We start from the raw sequence: 18,626 nt of genomic DNA, 5'->3' as shown, positions 1-18,626 counted from the left end.
TCGAAGTGGGTCCGCACGGGCCAGTGCCGCCGCCGGGTCCGAGGCGCACCATGGAGGGTGTTGGGACGGCACGCCCTCCGGGCTCGGCCGCACGCCGTGGTGTGCGCCCCCGCCTGGAGGACGCCATGGACCAGGACTCGATCAGCTTCGGTCGTGAGGCCGACGACGAGGACCGAGCCGACCTCCGTCACGTGTACGACGTCGCCTACCCCAGGCTGGTGGCTCAGCTGTACCGCGTGACCGGCGACCTGGCCGAGGCCGAGGAGCTGGTGCAGGGGGCGTTCGTGCGGGCGTCGACCGCCGAGCGGCGCTTCCGTCGCGCCGACGACCCCGAGGCCTGGCTGCGCACGGCCGCGCTCCGGGCCCGCCGGCGAGAGCCCCCCGTCCGACACCCTGGACCGATCGCTCGGGAGCAGGCGCTGCCCGGGATCGTCCCTCCCGACTTCGACGAGCTCGTCTGCGACGGGGCACGACGGCGGGTGCGGCGTCGGACCCGACTGGCCGCGACGGCGTACGTGCTCGCGGCCGTCGTCGGCGCGGTCGCCCTGGTCGACGAGGACGACCCCTCGGCGCGCGAGCCCTCGGCGACGCTGGTGCCGCTGAGGGCGGGGCTGCCCGAGGTCGAGGAGGTGGGCGACCGCATCCCACCCGGGCGCGCAGCGCTGCCCTCGGTGGTCCCCGGCGAGCCCGTCGGCGTGTCCGTGGAGGTCCCCCCGGGCAGCCCCTGGCGGGAGAACGCGAGCGGCTCCGGCATCTACTCGGCCATCCGCGACGGCACTGCGTGGCTGCACCTCGCGACGTACGTCGTCGACGGCGTCGTCCACGGTCCCTGCCGGTCGTCCTACGTCTCAGCCGTCTTCGGGACCGCCCCGACCGCCGTCACGGACGCCCTGTCCGGTCTGCCCCGCGCCGATGTGGTGGTCCGGCCGCACCCGGTGACGCGGTGGGGTACGACGGCCGTCCACCTGCGCGTCCGGGTCCCGCACGCGGCATGCCGCAACGGCAACCCGAGGTGGACCTTCGACACCCTCCGCGGCGGCGAGCTCCTGGGCAACGAGCACGCGAGGCTCGACTTCTGGGTCGTCGAGCTCCGCGGCCGGGCCGTCGTGGTCGAGGCGGAGCTGCCGATGGGGCCCACGACGGTCGAGCGCCGCGCCCTCGCGCGACTTCTCGACTCCCTCGAGCTCGACGACCGGGAGTCGCGATGAGCCGGCTCCGCAGCGCGGTCCCGCACCGCCGGCCCGGCGAAGAGGTTCGTGCCGACACGGAACCCCGGGCGGTGCTGGGGAGTCGTCGTGGTCATCCCATCCAGGAGGCCAGCATGGACCAGGACTCCATCACCTTCGGACGGATGCCGGATCTCGAGGACCGCGTGTCCCTCCGCGACGTGTTCGACGCGAGCTACCGCAAGCTCGTGGTGCAGCTCTTCGGCATCACCGGCGACTTCGACGAGGCCGAGGACCTCGTCCAGGAGGCGTTCGTCCGGGCTGCCGCCAGCGGGCGGCGCTTCCTCCGTGTGGACAACAAGGAGGCCTGGCTGCGTACCACCGCGATCAACGCCCACCGCAGCCGCTGGCGCAAGATGCGCAACGGCCGGCGCGCCCAGCAGCGGATGCTCCCGCCCCGGGACCCGGAGGCCCTCGAGGAGCACGTCGAGATCATCACCGCCCTCCGGCAGCTGCCGGAGCAGCAGCGGCAGGTGATCGCCCTGCACTACCTGGCCGACCTGCCGGTCCACGCGATCGCCGCGGAGCTCGGCGTGCCGGACGGCACCGTGAAGTCCCGCCTGAGCCGGGCCCGCGACGCCCTCGCCGCGAGCCTCGCCCCCCTCCAGGAAGGAGTCGACCATGTCTGAGCGGCTGCTGGAGGCGCTCCGCGAGGAGGCCGAGCTGGCCACCCCCGTGCCGGCGTTCGAGCTCATCGAGGCGGCGGGCCGGACGCGCCGGCGCCGGAGGCACGCCGTGGCGGGGAGCGTGGCGGCGTGCGTGCTGGCGGTCACCGGGTTGCTGGCCGCGACCGACCGGGACGGCGTCGACGCGCGACCGGCCGATGACGGGACGGCCGACGTCACGCCCTACCCGGGGGCTCGCATGACGACGCTGCCTGAGGGCACCTACGAGCTGGAGCCCGCGCACCGCTCGCGGCCGATCGTGCAGTTCACCCTCCCCGCCGGCTGGAACTCCTGGGTCGGTCCGAACCGGTTCGAGGGTCTGGGCGACGAGGTGTCCGACCACGCCGGCGCCAACAACGAGGTCCTCGACCAGGATCCCGACTGGTACCTGGGCGTGCTGTTCATGGATGTCGAGTGGATCGCCCAACGGTCCTGCACGATGACCGACGTGAGAGGCGACGACACCGCCACCCTGGTGCGATCCCTCACGCAGGTGCCCCGGCTCCGGGTGACGTCCGGCCCCGAGGACACCGTCCGGTTCGGCCGCCCCGCCGTCCACCTCCGGCTCCAGGAGCAGGGTGGGACGGGCAAGTGCCTGAACGACGCAATGTTCCACGCTGCCGTCAACGCCGGCATCACCTACCTGGGACGCGGCACCACCTACGAGGCCTGGGTCATCGACCTGGACGGTCGTCCCCTCGTCGTGTGGGCCGGATGGACGCGCAAGACCCCCAGCGACGAGGTGCGCTCACTGCTCGAGGTCATCGACTCGATCGAGATCCACGACCGCGAGTAGCCGACCGGGCAGTCCGTGTCACCGGGAAGAGACCGACCTCCCCCTCCCTGACCGCTCACGCGTCAGGAAGGAGGGAGGTCGGCGGGCTCCGGCGGCCAGGAACTGCCCGGTCAGGCGGGGAAGGACTCCCCCTTGGCCGCGAGGTCGCGGAGGTAGGCCGTGGGGCGGAACCGCTCGCCGTAGGCGTCCGCGAGCTCGTCGGCCCGCGCGAGGAAGGCGTCGAGCCCGACCTCGCCGGCGGGTCGGCCGCGCTCGTCCGTGGCCTGGTAGCCGGTCATGAACTGCGCGGCGCCACCGGTCATCGCCGGGAAGCCGATGCCCATGATCGAGCCGATGTTGGCTGCCGCGGCGGAGGTGATGACGCCCTCCTCGAAGCACTTCGCGGTCTCGATGGCCTCGATGAACAGCATCCGGTCCTTGACGTCGGCGAACGGCACCTGCTCCTCGGCGACCGGGAAGGTCTCGGCGAGGCCCTTCCAGATGCCCGCCCGGCGGCCGGACTCGTCGTACTCGTAGAAGCCGGCGCCCTTGAGCCGTGACGGGCGGCCGAGGTCGACCATGGTCTGCACCACGGCACCCGACGGGTCCTCGGGCAGCTCGACGCCGTCGCGGGCGGCCGCCTCGGCGGTGGCCCTGCGGATCTTGAGCATCAGCTCCATGTTGAGCTCGTCGCTGATCTGCAGCGGCCCGACCGGGAAGCCGGCCTGGGTCGCCGCCCGCTCGAGGGAGACCGGGTGGACGCCCTCGGCCAGCATCCGCAGGCCCTCGTTGATCTGCGTGCCGATGACCCGCGAGGTGTAGAACCCACGCGAGTCGTTGACCACGATCGGCGTCTTGCGGATCTGCTGGACGACGTCGTAGGCCCTGGCCAGCGCGACGTCGGAGGTCTCCTTGCCGCGGATGATCTCGACCAGCGGCATCTTGTCGACGGGGCTGAAGAAGTGCAGCCCGATGAAGTCGGCGGGCCGGTCGACGCCCTCGGCGAGCTCGGTGATCGGCAGCGTCGAGGTGTTGGAGCACAGCATCGCGTCGTCGTCGACGTACGGCGCGACCTCGGCGAAGACCTTCGCCTTCAGGGACGGGTCCTCGAAGACCGCCTCGATGACCAGGTCGCAGCCCGCCAGGTCGGCCGGGTCGCCGGTCGCGGTGATCCGGCCGAGGAGCTCGTCGGCCTTGTCCTGGGTCAGCTTGCCGCGCTCGATCCCCTTGGCGTTGAGCTTGGCGGTGTAGGCCTTGCCCTTCTCGGCGTTCTCCGACGAGACGTCCTTGAGCACGACCTGCATGCCGGCGCGGGCACAGGAGTAGGCGATGCCGGCGCCCATCATCCCGGCGCCGAGGACGCCGACCTTGGTGGCCTTCCAGCGCTCGATGCCCTCGGGCCGCAGCGACCCGGAGTTGATCGCCTGGAGGTCGAAGAAGAACGCCTGGATCATGTTCTTGGAGCCCTGGTTGACGATCAGGCTCGTGAGGTAGCGCGACTCGATACGCGACGCGGTGTCGAAGTCGACCTGCGCGCCCTCGACCGCGGCCGAGAGGATGGCGCGCGGCGCCGGGTAGACCGCGCCCTTGGTCTGCTTGCGCAGCAGCGCCGGGAAGGCGGGCAGGAACCGCGCCAGCGCCGGCGTCTTCGGGGTGCCGCCGGGCATCTTGTAGCCCGCGCGGTCCCACGGCTTGGAGCGGGCCTCCTCGTCGTCGCGGTGCTCGAGGATCCACGCCTTGGCGGCCGGGACGAGCTCCTCCCGCGTGGGCAGCAGCTCGTCGACCAGGCCCTTGGCCTGCGCCCCCCGCGGGTCGAACTGGGTGCCGGGCATCAGCACGTCCATCAGCGCGGACTGGAGCCCGAGCATGCGTACGACGCGCGTGACGCCGCCGCCGCCGGGGAGCAGGCCGAGGGTGGACTCGGGCAGCCCGATCTTGACCGACCGGTCGTCGACGGCGATGCGCCGGTCGGCGGCCAGCGCGATCTCGAGGCCGCCGCCGAGCGCGGCGCCGTTGATCGCGGCGACCACCGGGCGGGGGAACCGCTCGAGGCGGCGCAGGCCGGCCTTGATGGCCTCGCCGGACTCGAAGATCTGCTGCGCGTCGTCGGGCGTGGCCTGCGTCATCAGCTTGAGGTTGCCGCCGGCGAAGAACGTCTTCTTGGCGCTGGCGATGACGACGCCCACGACGTCGTCCTGCTCGTCGTACAGCCGGTCGACGGCCGCGTCCATCGAGCGCCGGTAGAGCTCGGTCATGGTGTTGGCGCTCGACGTGGGGTCGTCGAGGGTGAGGGTGACGATGCCGTCGGCGTCGCGCTCGTAGCGGACGGCCGTCTGGGTCTCGGTGGTGGTGCTCATGGGGTGGGTGACTGCCTTTCAGACGAGCTCGACGATGGTGGCGATGCCCATGCCGCCGCCGACGCAGAGCGTGGCGAGGCCGCGCCTCTGGTCGCGGCGGGCCAGCTCGTCGACGAGGGTGCCGAGGATCATCGCGCCGGTCGCGCCGAGGGGGTGGCCCATGGCGATCGCGCCGCCGTTGACGTTGGTGATGTCGTGGCCGATGCCCAGGTCGCGCATGAAGCGCATCGCCACGGCCGCGAAGGCCTCGTTGATCTCGAAGAGGTCGATGTCGGAGACCTCGAGGCCGGCCTTGGCCAGCGCCTTGCGGGCGGCCGGCGCGGGCCCGGTGAGCATGATCGTCGGGTCGGCGCCGGAGACCGCGGTGGCGACGATCCGGGCGCGCGGGGTGAGCCCGAGGTCGGTGCCGACCTGCTCGCTGCCGACGGCCATGATGGCGGCGCCGTCGACGATGCCCGAGCTGTTGCCGGCGTGGTGGACGTGGTCGATCTTCTCCACCCAGTGGTACTTCTCCAGCGCCACGTCGTCGAAGCCGGCGTCGCGGCCGATCTGGGCGAACGACGGCTTGAGCCCGGCCAGCCCCTCGGGGCTGGTGTCGGGGCGGATCAGCTCGTCGTGGTCCAGGACGGTCAGGCCGTTGCGGTCCTTGACCGGGATGACCGCGTCGGCGAAGTAGCCGTTGGCCCACGCCTTGGCCGCGCGGTGGTGCGACTCGGCCGCGAAGGCGTCGACGTCGTCGCGGGTCCAGCCCTCGATGGTGGCGATCAGGTCGGCGCCGATGCCCTGGGGCACGAAGCCGGTGGTGAGCGCGGTGGCCGGGTCCATCGCCCAGGCGCCGCCGTCGGAGCCCATCGGCACCCGGCTCATCGACTCGACGCCGCCGGCGAGGATCAGGTCCTCGAAGCCGCCGCGCACCCGGCCGGCGGCCTGGTTGACGGCCTCCAGCCCGGAGGCGCAGAAGCGGTTGAGCTGCACGCCCGCGACCGTCTCGGGGTAGCCCGCCGCCAGCGCCGCGGTCTTGGCGATGTCGCCGCCCTGGTCGCCCAGCGGCGACACGACGCCGAGCACGACGTCGTCCACGCGGGCCGGGTCGAGGCCGGGGTTGCGCGTGCGCACCTCGTCGAGCAGGCCGACGACCAGGTCGACCGGCTTGACCTCGTGCAGCGCCCCGGCCGCCTTGCCCTTGCCGCGCGGCGTACGGATGTGGTCGTAGATGAATGCCTCTGCCATGACCGTCCTTCGAAGAGTCGAGAGGGTGTGGAGACCCGTCCCACGATTGTGACACCATTACTGTCATCGTGGTCAAGCAGTGTGGCCCGGAACACCCGCGAGGAGGGACGGCGATGACCGAGACAGCACCTGGAGCGGTGTCCGACGACCTGCTCCTGACGCTCGAGGAGCTCACCGAGCGGGTCGGCACCAGCGTCCGCAACATCCGCTTCTACACCTCGCGCGGGCTCGTGCCGCCGCCCATCCGCCGCGGCCGCTCGGGCTACTACTCCGCCGACCACGTCGCCCGGCTCGAGCTCGTCCGCGAGCTCCAGGGGCACGGCTTCACGCTGTCGGCGATCGAGAAGTACGTCGAGCGCATCCCCGACGACGCCACCCCCTCCGACATCGCGCTCCACCTCTCCCTGCTCGCTCCGGTCACCGGCGAGCGCCACGTCGACGTGGCCGAGGGGCTCGCCGGGCTGGGCGTTCCGCCCGAGGCTGCCGCCGCCGTCGCCGAGGTGTACGCCGAGCACGGCCGGCAGGTCGCCGCCGAGCTCTCCGAGATCGTCCGCACCCTCGTCTGGCCGCCGTTCCGCGAGGCCGGCGGCACCGCCGAGCAGCTGCGCGAGATGGTCCACCGGCTCAAGCCGCTCACCGTGGCCGGGCTGGTCGCGGCCTACGAGCAGGCCATGGACGCCAGCGCCGCGTCGTACGACGGGAAGGGTCGCCGCTGAGCGACCCGCAGGCCGCCCCACCGCCCGCGGGGGTGACGACGAAGCGACACTCCGTGGCCGCGACTGAGAAGGTGGGGCCATGCCTGACCTGACGTCGACACGATGACCGGGGCCGCGGTCTACCTGCTCCTCGGCCTGTGCCTGCTCGTGGCGATCGTCCTCCCGCAGGTCACCCGGCGCATCGCCCTGTCGCCGCCGATGGTGCTCGTCGCCCTCGGCATGCTGATCGGCCTGCTGCCGCTGCCCGAGGGCGTCAGCCTCGACCCCGAGGCCAACCGCACGCTGGTCACGCACGTCACCGAGTTCACCGTCCTGGTCTCGCTCATGGGCGTGGGGCTGGCCATCGACCGCACCCTGGACCTGCGGTCGTGGCGCTCGTGGCGCACCTGGTCGCCGGTGTGGCGGCTGCTCGGGGTGACGATGCCGCTGACCATCCTGGGCGTCGCCCTGCTCGGTTGGTGGGTCGCCGGCCTGGCGCCCGCGGTCGCCCTGCTGCTCGGCGCCGTGCTCGCGCCCACCGACCCGGTGCTGGCCTCCGACGTCCAGGTCGGGGAGCCCCTGACCGAGGACATCGACCACGACGAGGAGGACCGGGGGCCGCTCGAGGACGACGACATCCGGTTCTCCCTCACCGCCGAGGCGGGCCTCAACGACGGCCTCGCGTTCCCCTTCGTGCACCTGGCCCTGCTGCTCCTGGCGGGCGGGTTCACGCTGCTCGACGCCGGCGAGTGGGTCGGCTGGTACGTCCTCGGCAAGATCGTCCTGGGCGTGGGCGTCGGCCTGGCCGCGGGCTGGCTGCTCGGCCGGCAGGCCTTCCGCGCCCGCACCGACAGCCTGCGGCTGGCCGAGCACGGCGAGCCCCTGCTCGCCCTCGCGGCGCTGCTGACGGCGTACGGCGCCGCGGAGCTCGTCGGGGGCTACGGCTTCCTGGCCATCTTCGCCTGCGCCATGCGGCTGCGCGCGTCCGAGCGGGACCACTCCTACCAGCGCGCGATGCACGGCGTCGTCGAGCGGCTCGAGCGCCTGATGACGCTGATGGTGCTGCTCGCGCTCGGCATGGCGATGACCCACGGCCTGCTGGAGCACCTCGACTGGCGGGGTGTCGTCGTCGCCCTCGCGCTGGTGCTGGTGGTCCGCCCGCTCGCCGGGTACGCCGGCCTGTCCGTGCTGGCCCGCGACCCGGAGCGCGACGGCGGGCTGGACCCGGGCGAGCGCGTGGCCGTCGCGTTCTTCGGGGTCCGCGGCGTCGGGTCGCTGTTCTACCTGGCCTACGCCACCAGCCACGAGCACGTGCCGGACGAGTCGTGGCTCTGGTCCACCGTGGCGTTCACGGTGATCGTCTCGGTGCTGCTGCACGGCGTGACGGCGACGCCGGCGATGGCCCGCCTCGACGCGCGCCGCGGCACGCCGGTCAGCTGACCAGCCCCGCCACCCACTCGGCGAGCACCGCGACGGTCTCGGCACTCAGCCAGTGACCGCCAGGGTCGCGGCGCGACGTGACCAGTGCGCCGGACCCGTCGTGCAGCCACGACCAGGTGCGGGCCTGGAGCTCGGCCGGGATGACCTGGTCGCGGTCGCCGTGGACCACCAGGACCGGCCGGCCGTCCAGGCGGCCGGGGCCGACGTCGACGCCGGCGTCCTCGAAGGGCAGCGTGCCGTGCAGGACCGCCGTACCGGCGAAGCGGTCGGGGTCGCCCAGCACGAGCCCGCCAGCGAAGGCCGCACCCCCGCTGAAGCCCACCAGCACCACCGACCGACCGGCCGGCGCGACCCCGTCCAGCCAGCCGCGGAACCACGCCGTCGTCGCCGCGAGACTCTCGGCGACCGGCCGACCGATGCCGCGGTTGGCGAACCACGCGAACCCGCCGCCCTCGGCGATCGGCGCGCGCACGGCGGCGTACGACGGGCCGGTCGGCAGGTGCGGGGCGAGGCCGATGACATCGGCCTCGCTCGAGCCGCGGCCGTGCAGCAGCACGACCAGCGGGCGCGTCGGGTCGTCGGCGCCGGCTGCCCACGCCACGACCGGGGCGTCGAAGGCAGTCACCCGGCGGCCCCGTCGACCACGACGCGACCGGCGGTGCGGACGCCGCCCCAGCGCTCCACCTCGCCCACGAGGTCCAGCCGCTCGACGGGCGCCTCGTGCTCGAAGCGGCCCCACTCGGCGCGCGGCAGCATCCACATGACCTCGAACTCGTTGCCGTCGGGGTCCTTGCCGTAGACGCTCTTGGTGGCGCCGTGGCTGGACTCGCCGGTGTAGGCGTCCGCGTCGGCCAGCGTCGTGCGCGCCTGCTCGAGCTCCTCGATGGTGTCGACCTGCCAGGCGAGGTGGTAGAGCCCGATGCCGGGACGCTTCACCTGGTCGGCGCCGATGCCGAAGAGGCCGAGGTCGTGGTGGTTGTCCCCGTGGGCAAGGCGCAGGAACGCGGCGTTGGCCCGCGGCTCGCGGGCGGCCACCTCCATGCCGAAGACAGATGTCCAGAAGTCGACCGACCGATCGAGGTCGGCGACGAAGAGGACGGCGTGGTTGAGCCGGACTGCGGGGATGGGCACGGTTTCTCCTCGGGGTCGTTCCCAGTCTAGTTGAAGATTGAACCATCTAGGAGTCGGGGACATTCCCCGCCGCGTGCGAGGCTTGCCCCATGAGCACCGTCCTCGTCACCGGAGCCACGGGCTTCATCGGCCGTCGCCTCGTCCCCGCCCTGATCGAGGACGGGCACACGGTGCGCGCGATGACCCGCCGCCCCGAGTCGTACGACGGTCCCGGCGAGCCCGTCGGCGGCGACGTGTCCGACCCCGACTCGCTGGCTTCAGCGCTGGACGGCGTCGACGTCGCGATCTACCTCGTGCACTCCCTCGACGACCCCGACTTCGAGCGCAAGGACGCCGAGGCGGCCCGCAACTTCAGCAAGGCGGCCGCCGCGGCCGGCGTGCGGCAGATCGTCTACATGGGCGGCCTCGGCGCCGACGGCGACGACCTGTCGGCCCACCTGCGCTCACGCCGCGAGGTCGAGGGCCTCCTCGGCCAGGACGGCGTACCCGTCACGGTCCTGCGGGCGGCGATCGTCGTCGGCCACGGCGGCATCTCCTGGGAGATCACCCGCCAGCTCGTCAAGAACCTGCCCGCGATGGTGGTCCCCAAGTGGGTCGGCACCCGCACCCAGCCGATCGCGCTCGACGACGTCATCCGCTACCTCGCCGGCGTCGTCGACAAGGAGGAGGCGTTCGGCCGGGTCTTCGAGATCGGCGGGCCCGAGCAGCTGACCTACCTGGAGATGATGGAGGTCGCCGCCGAGCTCATCAACGGCCGCAGGATCCCCGTCGTCCCGGTCCCCGTGCTCACCCCGCGGCTCTCCTCCTACTGGCTCGCGCTGGTCACCGACGTGGACGCCACGACCGGGCGCAACCTCATCGACTCGATGTCGACCGAGGTGGTCGTCACCGACACCTCGATCCGCGACGTGGTGCCGGGCGAGCCGCTGGGCTACGCCGAGGCCGTACGCCGGGCGCTGGAGGAGCGTCGCAGTGCCGAGGCCTCAGGCGAACAGGAGCGGTAGCAGCAGCAGCATCGACAGCGACCAGGTGACGTGGGTGATGATCGGCGCCAGCACCCCGCCGCTCGCCCGGCGCTGGAGGCCGCACACGGCGCCGATGAGGATCGCCGCGAACGCCAGCATCACGTTGCCGGTGGCCAGCGTCGCCACGAAGTAGGCGAGCGTCGTCCACGCCACCGGGTGCCGCGGGATCGCGGCGTAGGCCGCCCCGCGGAAGAAGAGCTCCTCGGCGATGCCGTTGATGAGCGTGATGACCACGAGGACCGGCACCGACCCCTGGTCGGCGTACTCCAGGACCGAGCGGACGTAGTCGGCCAGCGGCTCGACCTGCCGCACCAGGAGCGCGCCCACGACGAAGAGTCCCACCAGCAGCAGCCCGAGCAGCAGCGGCTGGACCACGGGGCGCAGGTGCGCCTCGCCGTGGACGATCCGGCCCAGGTGCAGGCGACCGGACGCGAACGCGCCGACCACCCAGACCGCGGCCAGCACCATCGTCGAGACGTAGAACGTGGGGCTGCCCGGCTCGATCCTCAGCGAGTAGCCGAGGACGCCGGCGCCGATGAGGACGACGGCGACGGTGACGACCTGGCGGCGACGCAGCGCGGCCGCGGTGTCGCGCTGGTCGCGCGGCACCACGTCCCACAGCGAACGTCGCAGCCAGCCGTACACGTCGACGAGCCTAGAGAGCGGGCGGGAAGATCCGGTCAGCGACCCGAGCTGAAGCCCGACGCGCTGTGCGAGCTGCCCGAGCCGGAGCCGGTACGACGGGGGGCGCGCTGGCCGCCGCCCTGCCCACCACCCTGCTTGGCCTGGCCCGAGCGGTTGCCCTGACCGGCCTGGCCGGCCGCACCGGACTGGCCGCCCTGGCCGCCGCCTCCGCCGCTGCGGCGGCGACGGTTGCGACCGCCGCCGGAGCCCGAGCCGCCGCCGGAACGGGCCTGGTCGCGGTTCTGGCCGCGACCGCCGTGGCTGCGGCTGCCCTTGTTGCCCGACTGCGAGGCGCCGGAGCCGGTGGGGGTCTCGACGACGAGGCCGCCGGGGACCAGGGTGCGCTCGCCGGGGGCGAGCTGGACGAGGACCGGGTGGTCGGCGCCGTGCACCTTGGTGGTGACCGGCTTGATGCCCGCGAGGCGGGTCAGCTGGCGCACGTCCTTGACCTGGTCGTCGGTCATCAGGGTGATGACGGTGCCCTGGGCGCCGGCACGCGCCGTACGGCCCGAGCGGTGCAGGTAGGCCTTGTGCTCGACCGGCGGGTCGGCGTGCACCACCAGCGCCACGTCGTCGACGTGGATGCCGCGGGCGGCGATGTCCGTGGCGACCAGCGTGGTGGCGCGACCGGAGTGGAACGCGTCCATGTTGCGGGTGCGGGCGTTCTGGGACAGGTTGCCGTGCAGCTCGACCGACGGGACGCCGGACTTGTTGAGCTGGCGAGCCAGCGCCTTGGCGCCGTACTTGGTGCGCGTGAAGACGACCGTGCGGCCCGGCGCGCTGGTGAGGTCGACGAGCACCGGCACCCGCTGGTCGCGGGAGACGTGCAGCACGTGGTGCGACATCGTGGACACCGGCGACTGCGCCGAGTCGGCCTCGTGGGTGACCGGGTTGGTCAGGAAGCGCTTGACCAGCACGTCGATCGCGTTGTCGAGCGTGGCGGAGAAGAGCAGGCGCTGGCCGGTGCGGGGCGTCTTGTCCATGATCCGGCGGACGCCGGGCAGGAAGCCGAGGTCGGCCATGTGGTCGGCCTCGTCGAGGATCGTGGTCTCGATCGCGGACAGGTCGCAGTGGCCCTGGCCCATCAGGTCCTCGAGGCGGCCGGGGCAGGCGATGACGATGTCGACGCCCTTCTTGAGGCCGGTGACCTGCGGGCCCTGGCCGACGCCGCCGTAGACGACGAGGGTGGACAGGCCGGTGGCCTCGGCCAGCGGCTTGAGGCTGGCGTGGATCTGGCCGACCAGCTCGCGGGTCGGGGCGAGGATCAGCGCGCGCGGCTTGCGCGGCATGGCCGGCAGCTTGGCGGCGTCGAGGCGGGCCACCAGCGGCAGCAGGAACGCGAAGGTCTTGCCGGAGCCGGTGCGGCCGCGGCCGAGGACGTCGCGGCCGGCGAGGCTGTCGGGCAGCGTCGCGGCCTGGATCGGGGTGGGGGTGGTGATGCCCTGCTGCTCGAGGATGGTGATCAACGAGGCGGGCACGCCGAGGTCGGCGAAGGTCATGGAGAAGTCTTTCGGTTGGCGTCTCGCCAACGTGGGCCGGCCCTGGATGGGCGGCATACGTGCCTCAGAAGTGAGGAGCGGATCGACTGCGTGAGTCACGATCCGGTGCGCCCGGGGCAAGACTGGACGGGCTGCGTGGGGTCAACGCTATCGGTGCAGCGGGTGTTCCGGTGAATCGGTGGCGTACGCCGGACGCGTCAGGCGCTCTGCCGGCGCACGAGCTGCGGCGGGATGATGACCCGCATGGCGTGACCGCGGCTGCGCCCGTCGACCTGCTCGAGCAGCAGCCGGGTGGCGCGCTCGGCCATCTGCTCGACCGGCTGGCGCACGGTGGTGAGCGGCGGCGTGGTGCGCTCGGCGACGCCGAGGTCGTCGAAGCCGATCACCGCCACGTCGTCGGGAACCCGGCGGCCGAGCCGCTGGAGCACGCGCATCGCACCGAGGGCCATCAGGTCGGAGGCGACGACGATGCCGTCGAGGTCGGGGTGGGTGGCCAGCAGCTCCTCGGCCGCGCGCTCGCCGCCGGCCTCGGTGAAGTCGCCGTGCACCACCGCGTCGTCGGACCGGCCGGCCGCGGCCATGGCCTGGCGCCACCCGGCGAGCCGGTCCTCGGCGGCGGTCATGTCGCTCGGCCCGGCGATGGTGCCGATGCGGCGGCAGCCGCGCTCGAGGAGCACCTCGGTGGCCATCCGCTCGCCGGCGGTGTTGTCGACGTCGACGTACGCCACCTGCTCGCCCGAGGTCCACGGCCGGCCGCCGAAGACGCACGGCAGGTCGATGCGCGCCAGCTGCTCGGCCAGCCCGTCGTCGCGGTGGTGGGAGACGACGAGCGCCCCGTCGACGTGCCGGTTGGTGAGGTAGCGCAGGGTGCGGGTCGCGGTCTCGCCCGGCTTGGCGAGCAGCAGCACGAGCTGGAGGTCGCGCTCGTTGAGGGCGCGGGTGACGCCGCGCAGGGTGCCGGCGAAGAACGGGTCGGAGAAGACCCGGTCGTCCGGCTCGGGCACCACGACCGCGATCGAGTCCGTACGACGCGTCACCAGGCTGCGCGCCGCCGGGTTGGGGACGTAGCCGAGCGAGCGCACGGCCGCGTCGACCGACGACTGCGCGCGGGGGCTGACCCGCTGGCCGCCGTTGATGGCGCGGGAGGCCGTGGCGCGCGAGACCCCCGCCACCCGGGCGACCTCGTCGAGGGTGGGCGAGCCCGACGTCGTGTCCCGAGTCCCCTTCACCCTGCTCACGCTAGTCGTTCCGGCGGCCCCGCCGCGGGCAGCCCTCCCATCGCCGAGACGGCGGCGTACCAGTGGGCGCTCGCCTTGGGCGTCCGCCGCTGCGTCGCGTAGTCGACGTGGACCAGCCCGAAGCGCTTCGCGTAGCCGAAGGCCCACTCGAAGTTGTCCATGAAGGACCACTGGAAGAAGCCGCGGACGTCCACCCCGTCCTCGATCGCGGCGTGCACCGCGCGCAGGTAGGCGTCGAGGAACTCGATGCGGTCACCGTCGCGCACCTGCCCGTCGGCGTCCGGGACGTCGGGGTAGGCCGCGCCGGTCTCGGTGAGGTAGATCGGCAGGGACGGGTAGTCGTCGTGCAGGCGGCGCAGCAGCCGGTGCAGGCCCTCGGGCTGGACCTCCCAGCCCATGTCGGTGACGGGCAGTCCACGGCTCGGGAAGGTGACGTGCTCGGAGCCGACGAAGGGCGACTTCGCCACCCGCTCGGGCTGGTCGCTGCCGATGCCCACCACGTCGGTCCGCGGGTGCCCGGAGACGGCGTTGCCGTGGTAGTAGTTCACGCCCAGCACGTCGATCGGGGTCGCGATGGTCGCGAGGTCGCCGTCGCGCACGACGTCGTGCCAGGGGGCGCCCTGCCACGTCTGGTCGGCGGTGTCATCGAGCACGTCGGCGGGGTAGGCGCCGGTGAAGATCGGGTCGAGGAAGAACCGGTTGTGCAGCCCGTCGATGCGCCGCGCGGCGTCGACGTCGGCCGGGTCGCCGGGGTCGATCGGGTCGGGCACGGTGAGGTTGAGGCTGAGCCCGAGGCGGTCGGCGCCGCGGCTGCGCAGCTCCTGGGTCGCCAGGCCGTGCGCCAGCAGCAGGTGGTGGCCCGCGACGAGGCCCGCCGCGCCCTCCTGGCGTCCCGGCGCGTGGTGGCCGGCGGCATAGCCGAGAAAGGCCGAGCACCACGGCTCGTTGAGGGTGGTCCACGTCGGGACCCGGTCGCCGAGCGCCTCGTGCACCGCGACGGCGTACTCGACGAAGCGGTGGACGGTGTCGCGGTTGGTCCAGCCGCCCGCGTCCTCGAGCGCCTGCGGCAGGTCCCAGTGGTAGAGCGTCAGCCACGGAGCGATGCCCTGGCCCAGCAGCTCGTCGACGAGGCGGTCGTAGAACGCCAGGCCGGCCCGGTTGACCGGTCCGCCGTCCGGGCGCACGCGGGGCCACGCGACCGAGAAGCGGTACGACGCCATGTTGAGCTCGCGCATCAGCGCGACGTCCTCCGGCATCCGGTGGTAGTGGTCGCAGGCGACGTCGCCGGTGTGCGCGTTCATCACCGCACCCGGGGTGTGGGAGAAGGTGTCCCAGATCGAGGCGGTGCGCCCGTCCTCGGCCACCGCGCCCTCGATCTGGTACGACGCCGTGGCCGCTCCCCAGACGAACCCCTCGGGGAAGCGGACGGCGGGCTCGGGCGTGGTGAGGGTGCGCTCGGACGTGCCGAGCGTGTGCTGGACGGTCATCCCTTGACTGCTCCTTGCATGATGCCGGCGACCAGCTGGCGGCCGGTGAGGACGAAGAGGGCCAGCAGCGGCAGCGTCGAGATCGCCGCGCCGGCGAGGACCAGGCTGTAGTCGACGTAGTAGCCGCTCTGCAGCTGCTGGAGGGCGATCTGGACCGTGGGGTTGCTGGCCGGCAGCACGATCAGCGGCCAGAAGAAGTCGGTCCAGGTGGCCATGAAGGTGAACAGCCACAGGATGGCGGCGGCCGGCCGCGCAGCCGGCACGGCGACGTTCCAGAAGGTCCGCAGCATCGAGCAGCCGTCGACGCGGGCGGCCTCGATGAGCTCGTCGGGCACCGCGTCGACGAGGTACTGGCGCATGAAGAACACGCCGAACGCGGTGACCATGCCGGGGACGATCAGCGCCCACATCGAGCCGACCCAGCCGAGCTCGGCCATCACGATGAAGAGCGGGATGACGCCGAGCTGGGTGGGCACCGCGAGGGTCGCGACGACGAAGACCAGCAGCGGCGTACGCCCCTTGAACGCGAGCTTGGCGAAGGCGAAGCCGGCCAGCGTCGAGAAGAGCACGACCGACGTGGCGACCGTGGTGGAGACCAGGAGGCTGTTGCCCAGGGCCTTCCAGAACGGTACGGCGTCGAACGCGCGCTGGGCGTTGTCGAGGAAGTGGCCGCCGGGCAGCAGCGGGGGCACCCGCTCGGTGAGCACCTCGCGGCTGTGCGAGCCGACGAGGAAGGACCAGTAGAGCGGCGCGCACGAGCCGAGCACGAAGGCCGTGAGCAGCCCGTAGACGAGGAATCCCGGACGGCGGTTCATCGACGACCTCCCAGGGTCCCGACCCGGCGGCTGATGAGCAGGTTGACCAGGGCGAAGAGCACGATGATGAGGAACAGCAGCCACGCCACGGCGGAGGCCATGCCCAGGTCGCGCACCCGCCAGCCAAGCTCCCAGAGGTACATCGTCATGGTCTGGTACTGGCGGTCCGAGCCGCCGAGGCCCTGGGTGTCGAAGAGCCGCGGCTCGGCGAAGATCTGCAGGCCGCCGATCGTCGAGGTGATGATCACGAAGAGCAGCGTCGGGCGGATCATCGGCAGGGTGACCGAGACGAACTGTCGCACCCGGCCGGCGCCGTCGAGGCTGGCGGACTCGTAGAGCTCGCGCGGGACGGCCTGCATCGCGGCCAAGAAGATCAGCGCGTTGTAGCCGGTCCACCGCCAGTTGACCATCGAGGCGATCGCCACGTGGCTGGCCAGGGTGTCGACGTGCCAGGCGATCGGGCTCAGCCCGATGGCCTGGAGCGCCTCGTTGACCAGGCCGTAGCGGTCGCCGAAGACGTTGCCGAAGATCAGCGCGACCGCGGCCGGGGCCACGACGAAGGGGACGAGGACGCTCATCCGCCACAGGGTCCGGCCGCGGAGCTGGGTGTCGAGCAGCCCGGCGAGCACCAGGGCGATGAGCACCTGTGGCACCGAGGACAGCAGGAAGATGCTGACGGTGTTGCGCAGCGCGTTCCAGAAGTAGCGGTCCTCGAGGACGCGTCGGTAGTTGTCCAGGCCGGCGTAGTCGCCCTGCCCGCCGAGCAGGCTCCACTCGTGCACCGACACGAAGGCGGTGTAGAGCAGCGGGAACATGCCCACGAGGAGGAAGAGCAGGAAGAACGGCGAGATGTAGAGGTACGGCGAGAGCCGGGCGTCCCACCGCGACAGCCGGCGCCGCCACGGGGACGGCCGGCGGCCCCGCAACGGTGACCCGGCCCCCGCCGGGGCGGCGGTGACCCGCTCGGGGTCACCGCCGTCCCCGACAGGGCTCACGGCAGGAGAGTCCAGCGTCATGGCAGGGCTCAGCCCAGCCGCTCGACGTCGGCGAGGAAGGACTGCCAGGCCTCGTCGGCCGACTCCTTGCCCTCGTCGACGCGCTGGATGGCCTGCTGGAACGCCGTGTTGATGTCGGCGAACTTGGGGCCCTTGTGGGCGATGAAGGGCACGGCCTCGGCGCGGTCGGCGAGGATCTCACCGGTCGGCGCGTCGTTGAAGAACGCGCTGGTCGACCCCGTCAGGGCCGGGTCCTCCAGGGCCTCGACCTGGCTCGGGAACGTGCCCTTGGCCTCGAACGCCTTGACCTGCTGCTCGGGAGCGGTCAGCCACTTGGCCAGCTCCTTGGCCTTCTCGGTGTGCTCGCCCTGGGCGGGCACGGTGAGGTAGGAGCCGCCCCAGTTGCCGCCGCCGCCGGGGAAGACGTTGGCGATGTCCCAGCCCTCGATGCCGTCGGCGTTGCCCTCGATGACGCCGAGCATCCAGCCCGGGCAGGCCATCGTGGCGAAGCCGTCGTTCTGGAAGGACGCGGTCCAGTCCTCGCTCCACTGCGTGAGGCCGGTGGACAGGCCGTCGGCGGCGTTGGTGGTGACGGTCTCGAAGACCTCCTTCACCTCCGGGTTGTCCGCGGCGATGACGGTGTTGTCCTCCTCCTCGAAGGAGTACTCGACCTGGTTGATCATCGCCTGCGCGGTGCCGCCGGACGAGTCGTACCAGGCGGTGCCCGGGACCTTGTCCACGAACTCGCGGCCGGCCTCGAAGTAGTCGTCCCAGGTGCCGAAGAGCTTCGCGACCTCGTCGCGGTCGGTCGGCATCCCGGCCTTCTTGAACAGGTCGGACCGGTAGCAGATGGCCTCCGGGCCGATGTCGGTGCCGTAGCCGATGAGGGCGCCGTCCGGCGTCGTCGCGGCCTCGGTCTTCCAGTCCAGCCAGCGGCCCTCGACCTCGGGGTCGGAGAGGTCGACGAAGGCGTCGGACTGCTCCATGAGGGCCGACCACCAGTCGACCTCGATCGCCTCGATGTCGGAGAGGCCCGAGCCGGCGGCGAGCTTGGTGTAGAGGTTGTCCTGGTGCTCGTTGGCCGTGCCGGCCTTCTTCTGCTCGACCACGACCTCGTCCTGCATCGCGTTGTACTCCTCGATGAGCTCCTCGTAGCCGAACTCGTTGAAGGTCGCGACGGTCAGCTTGATCTTGCCGTCCTCCGTCGTCGCCCCCTCGGAGTCGCCGCCGCACGCGGCGGCCGTCATCGTGAGCGTGAGCGCCATCAAGGCGCCCGTGGCGAGTCGCGCTCGCCGACTGTTCCGTGTCTTCACCACTGCTCTCCTGCCGTCCTGCGGGGACGCCGGACGGGCGTCCGGCTGGAT

17 protein-coding genes are annotated in these 18,626 nt (G+C 72.4%); 6 read left to right on the top strand and 11 right to left on the bottom strand.

Annotated elements, in window-relative coordinates:
• Positions 1–125 precede the first annotated feature (125 nt).
• The 3 genes from DAI17_RS15075 to DAI17_RS15065 all read left to right on the top strand — a co-directional run bounded on the left by DAI17_RS15075 (position 126) and on the right by DAI17_RS15065 (position 2,687).
• Positions 126–1,208 (top strand): RNA polymerase sigma factor, encoded by a 1,083-nt coding sequence (locus DAI17_RS15075; protein WP_159081580.1) that lies wholly within the window; start codon positions 126–128, stop codon positions 1,206–1,208.
• A gap of 113 nt (positions 1,209–1,321) precedes the next feature.
• Positions 1,322–1,855 carry a SigE family RNA polymerase sigma factor gene (locus DAI17_RS15070; RefSeq protein WP_234412516.1) on the top strand — a complete coding sequence of 178 codons (534 nt, stop codon included), beginning with the start codon at positions 1,322–1,324 and terminating at the stop codon, positions 1,853–1,855.
• Entirely contained in the window at positions 1,848–2,687 is an 840-nt protein-coding gene (locus DAI17_RS15065) for a hypothetical protein (RefSeq protein WP_107774024.1), read from the top strand. Before DAI17_RS15070 ends, DAI17_RS15065 begins: the two co-directional genes overlap by 8 nt.
• A gap of 110 nt (positions 2,688–2,797) precedes the next feature.
• Here the strand turns inward: DAI17_RS15065 and DAI17_RS15060 are convergent, their stop codons facing one another.
• Together DAI17_RS15060 and DAI17_RS15055 are read right to left on the bottom strand one after the other, a co-directional pair.
• A complete protein-coding gene (locus DAI17_RS15060) occupies positions 2,798–5,023 on the bottom strand; it encodes a 3-hydroxyacyl-CoA dehydrogenase NAD-binding domain-containing protein (protein WP_107774023.1) in 2,226 nt (741 codons plus the stop codon).
• Between the two features lie 18 nt (positions 5,024–5,041).
• A complete protein-coding gene (locus tag DAI17_RS15055; RefSeq protein WP_107774022.1) occupies positions 5,042–6,253 on the bottom strand; it encodes an acetyl-CoA C-acetyltransferase in 1,212 nt (403 codons plus the stop codon).
• 113 nt (positions 6,254–6,366) lie between these two features.
• On the opposite strand from DAI17_RS15055, the gene DAI17_RS15050 reads away from it, so the two are divergent.
• Together DAI17_RS15050 and DAI17_RS15045 are read left to right on the top strand one after the other, a co-directional pair.
• Positions 6,367–6,969, top strand: coding sequence for a helix-turn-helix domain-containing protein (locus tag DAI17_RS15050; RefSeq protein WP_107774021.1), 603 nt, complete (start codon positions 6,367–6,369; stop codon positions 6,967–6,969).
• A gap of 102 nt (positions 6,970–7,071) precedes the next feature.
• Positions 7,072–8,388 (top strand): cation:proton antiporter, encoded by a 1,317-nt coding sequence (locus tag DAI17_RS15045; protein WP_107774020.1) that lies wholly within the window; start codon positions 7,072–7,074, stop codon positions 8,386–8,388.
• Here DAI17_RS15045 and DAI17_RS15040 read toward each other — a convergent pair.
• Both DAI17_RS15040 and DAI17_RS15035 read right to left on the bottom strand, forming a co-directional pair.
• On the bottom strand, positions 8,381–9,013 hold the full coding sequence (locus DAI17_RS15040) for an alpha/beta hydrolase (RefSeq protein WP_107774019.1): 633 nt from the start codon (positions 9,011–9,013) through the stop codon (positions 8,381–8,383). The two genes, DAI17_RS15045 and DAI17_RS15040, sit on opposite strands and share 8 nt — an antisense overlap.
• Positions 9,010–9,519: a VOC family protein gene (locus DAI17_RS15035; protein ID WP_234412515.1), complete on the bottom strand. Its 510-nt coding sequence runs from the start codon at positions 9,517–9,519 to the stop codon at positions 9,010–9,012. The genes DAI17_RS15040 and DAI17_RS15035 overlap by 4 nt, the downstream gene beginning before the upstream one ends.
• Positions 9,520–9,608: 89 nt before the next feature.
• On the opposite strand from DAI17_RS15035, the gene DAI17_RS15030 reads away from it, so the two are divergent.
• The gene (locus tag DAI17_RS15030; protein ID WP_107774017.1) at positions 9,609–10,523 is read left to right on the top strand and encodes an NAD(P)H-binding protein; all 915 of its coding nucleotides are present in this window, start codon (positions 9,609–9,611) and stop codon (positions 10,521–10,523) included.
• Here DAI17_RS15030 and DAI17_RS15025 read toward each other — a convergent pair.
• The 7 genes from DAI17_RS15025 to DAI17_RS14995 form a co-directional block, all read right to left on the bottom strand.
• The gene (locus DAI17_RS15025; protein ID WP_107774016.1) at positions 10,503–11,189 is read right to left on the bottom strand and encodes a CPBP family intramembrane glutamic endopeptidase; all 687 of its coding nucleotides are present in this window, start codon (positions 11,187–11,189) and stop codon (positions 10,503–10,505) included. The two genes, DAI17_RS15030 and DAI17_RS15025, sit on opposite strands and share 21 nt — an antisense overlap.
• Before the next feature lie 35 nt (positions 11,190–11,224).
• The gene (locus tag DAI17_RS15020) at positions 11,225–12,727 is read right to left on the bottom strand and encodes a DEAD/DEAH box helicase (RefSeq protein WP_107774015.1); all 1,503 of its coding nucleotides are present in this window, start codon (positions 12,725–12,727) and stop codon (positions 11,225–11,227) included.
• 197 nt (positions 12,728–12,924) lie between these two features.
• The gene (locus DAI17_RS15015) at positions 12,925–13,956 is read right to left on the bottom strand and encodes a LacI family DNA-binding transcriptional regulator (RefSeq protein WP_107774014.1); all 1,032 of its coding nucleotides are present in this window, start codon (positions 13,954–13,956) and stop codon (positions 12,925–12,927) included.
• Between the two features lie 5 nt (positions 13,957–13,961).
• A complete protein-coding gene (locus DAI17_RS15010) occupies positions 13,962–15,452 on the bottom strand; it encodes a GH1 family beta-glucosidase (protein ID WP_107774013.1) in 1,491 nt (496 codons plus the stop codon).
• The gene (locus DAI17_RS15005) at positions 15,449–16,267 is read right to left on the bottom strand and encodes a carbohydrate ABC transporter permease (RefSeq protein WP_107774012.1); all 819 of its coding nucleotides are present in this window, start codon (positions 16,265–16,267) and stop codon (positions 15,449–15,451) included. The genes DAI17_RS15010 and DAI17_RS15005 overlap by 4 nt, the downstream gene beginning before the upstream one ends.
• Complete coding sequence (locus DAI17_RS15000) at positions 16,264–17,262, bottom strand: carbohydrate ABC transporter permease (RefSeq protein WP_234412514.1); 999 nt, start codon at positions 17,260–17,262, stop codon at positions 16,264–16,266. The genes DAI17_RS15005 and DAI17_RS15000 overlap by 4 nt, the downstream gene beginning before the upstream one ends.
• A 29-nt stretch (positions 17,263–17,291) precedes the next feature.
• Positions 17,292–18,527 carry an ABC transporter substrate-binding protein gene (locus DAI17_RS14995; protein ID WP_107774010.1) on the bottom strand — a complete coding sequence of 412 codons (1,236 nt, stop codon included), beginning with the start codon at positions 18,525–18,527 and terminating at the stop codon, positions 17,292–17,294.
• Between the last annotated feature and the right edge of the window lie 99 nt (positions 18,528–18,626).

The organism is Nocardioides sediminis (assembly GCF_003047295.1).
In the GTDB taxonomy this organism is placed as follows: Bacteria; Actinomycetota; Actinomycetes; order Propionibacteriales; family Nocardioidaceae; genus Nocardioides; species Nocardioides sediminis.
This window is presented reverse-complemented; position numbering and strand designations above follow the sequence as displayed.

Excerpts from the sequence above, each read along its gene's own strand:
- DAI17_RS15070 (WP_234412516.1), top strand. The coding sequence starts at position 1,322 with ATGGACCAGGACTCCATCACCTTCGGACGGATGCCGGATCTCGAGGAC.
- DAI17_RS14995 (WP_107774010.1), bottom strand. The coding sequence starts at position 18,527 with ATGGCGCTCACGCTCACGATGACGGCCGCCGCGTGCGGCGGCGACTCC.
- DAI17_RS15050 (WP_107774021.1), top strand. The coding sequence starts at position 6,367 with ATGACCGAGACAGCACCTGGAGCGGTGTCCGACGACCTGCTCCTGACG.
- DAI17_RS15060 (WP_107774023.1), bottom strand. The coding sequence starts at position 5,023 with ATGAGCACCACCACCGAGACCCAGACGGCCGTCCGCTACGAGCGCGAC.
- DAI17_RS15005 (WP_107774012.1), bottom strand. The coding sequence starts at position 16,267 with ATGAACCGCCGTCCGGGATTCCTCGTCTACGGGCTGCTCACGGCCTTC.
- DAI17_RS15045 (WP_107774020.1), top strand. The coding sequence starts at position 7,072 with ATGACCGGGGCCGCGGTCTACCTGCTCCTCGGCCTGTGCCTGCTCGTG.
- DAI17_RS15055 (WP_107774022.1), bottom strand. The coding sequence starts at position 6,253 with ATGGCAGAGGCATTCATCTACGACCACATCCGTACGCCGCGCGGCAAG.
- DAI17_RS15075 (WP_159081580.1), top strand. The coding sequence starts at position 126 with ATGGACCAGGACTCGATCAGCTTCGGTCGTGAGGCCGACGACGAGGAC.
- DAI17_RS15020 (WP_107774015.1), bottom strand. The coding sequence starts at position 12,727 with ATGACCTTCGCCGACCTCGGCGTGCCCGCCTCGTTGATCACCATCCTC.
- DAI17_RS15010 (WP_107774013.1), bottom strand. The coding sequence starts at position 15,452 with ATGACCGTCCAGCACACGCTCGGCACGTCCGAGCGCACCCTCACCACG.
- DAI17_RS15030 (WP_107774017.1), top strand. The coding sequence starts at position 9,609 with ATGAGCACCGTCCTCGTCACCGGAGCCACGGGCTTCATCGGCCGTCGC.
- DAI17_RS15065 (WP_107774024.1), top strand. The coding sequence starts at position 1,848 with ATGTCTGAGCGGCTGCTGGAGGCGCTCCGCGAGGAGGCCGAGCTGGCC.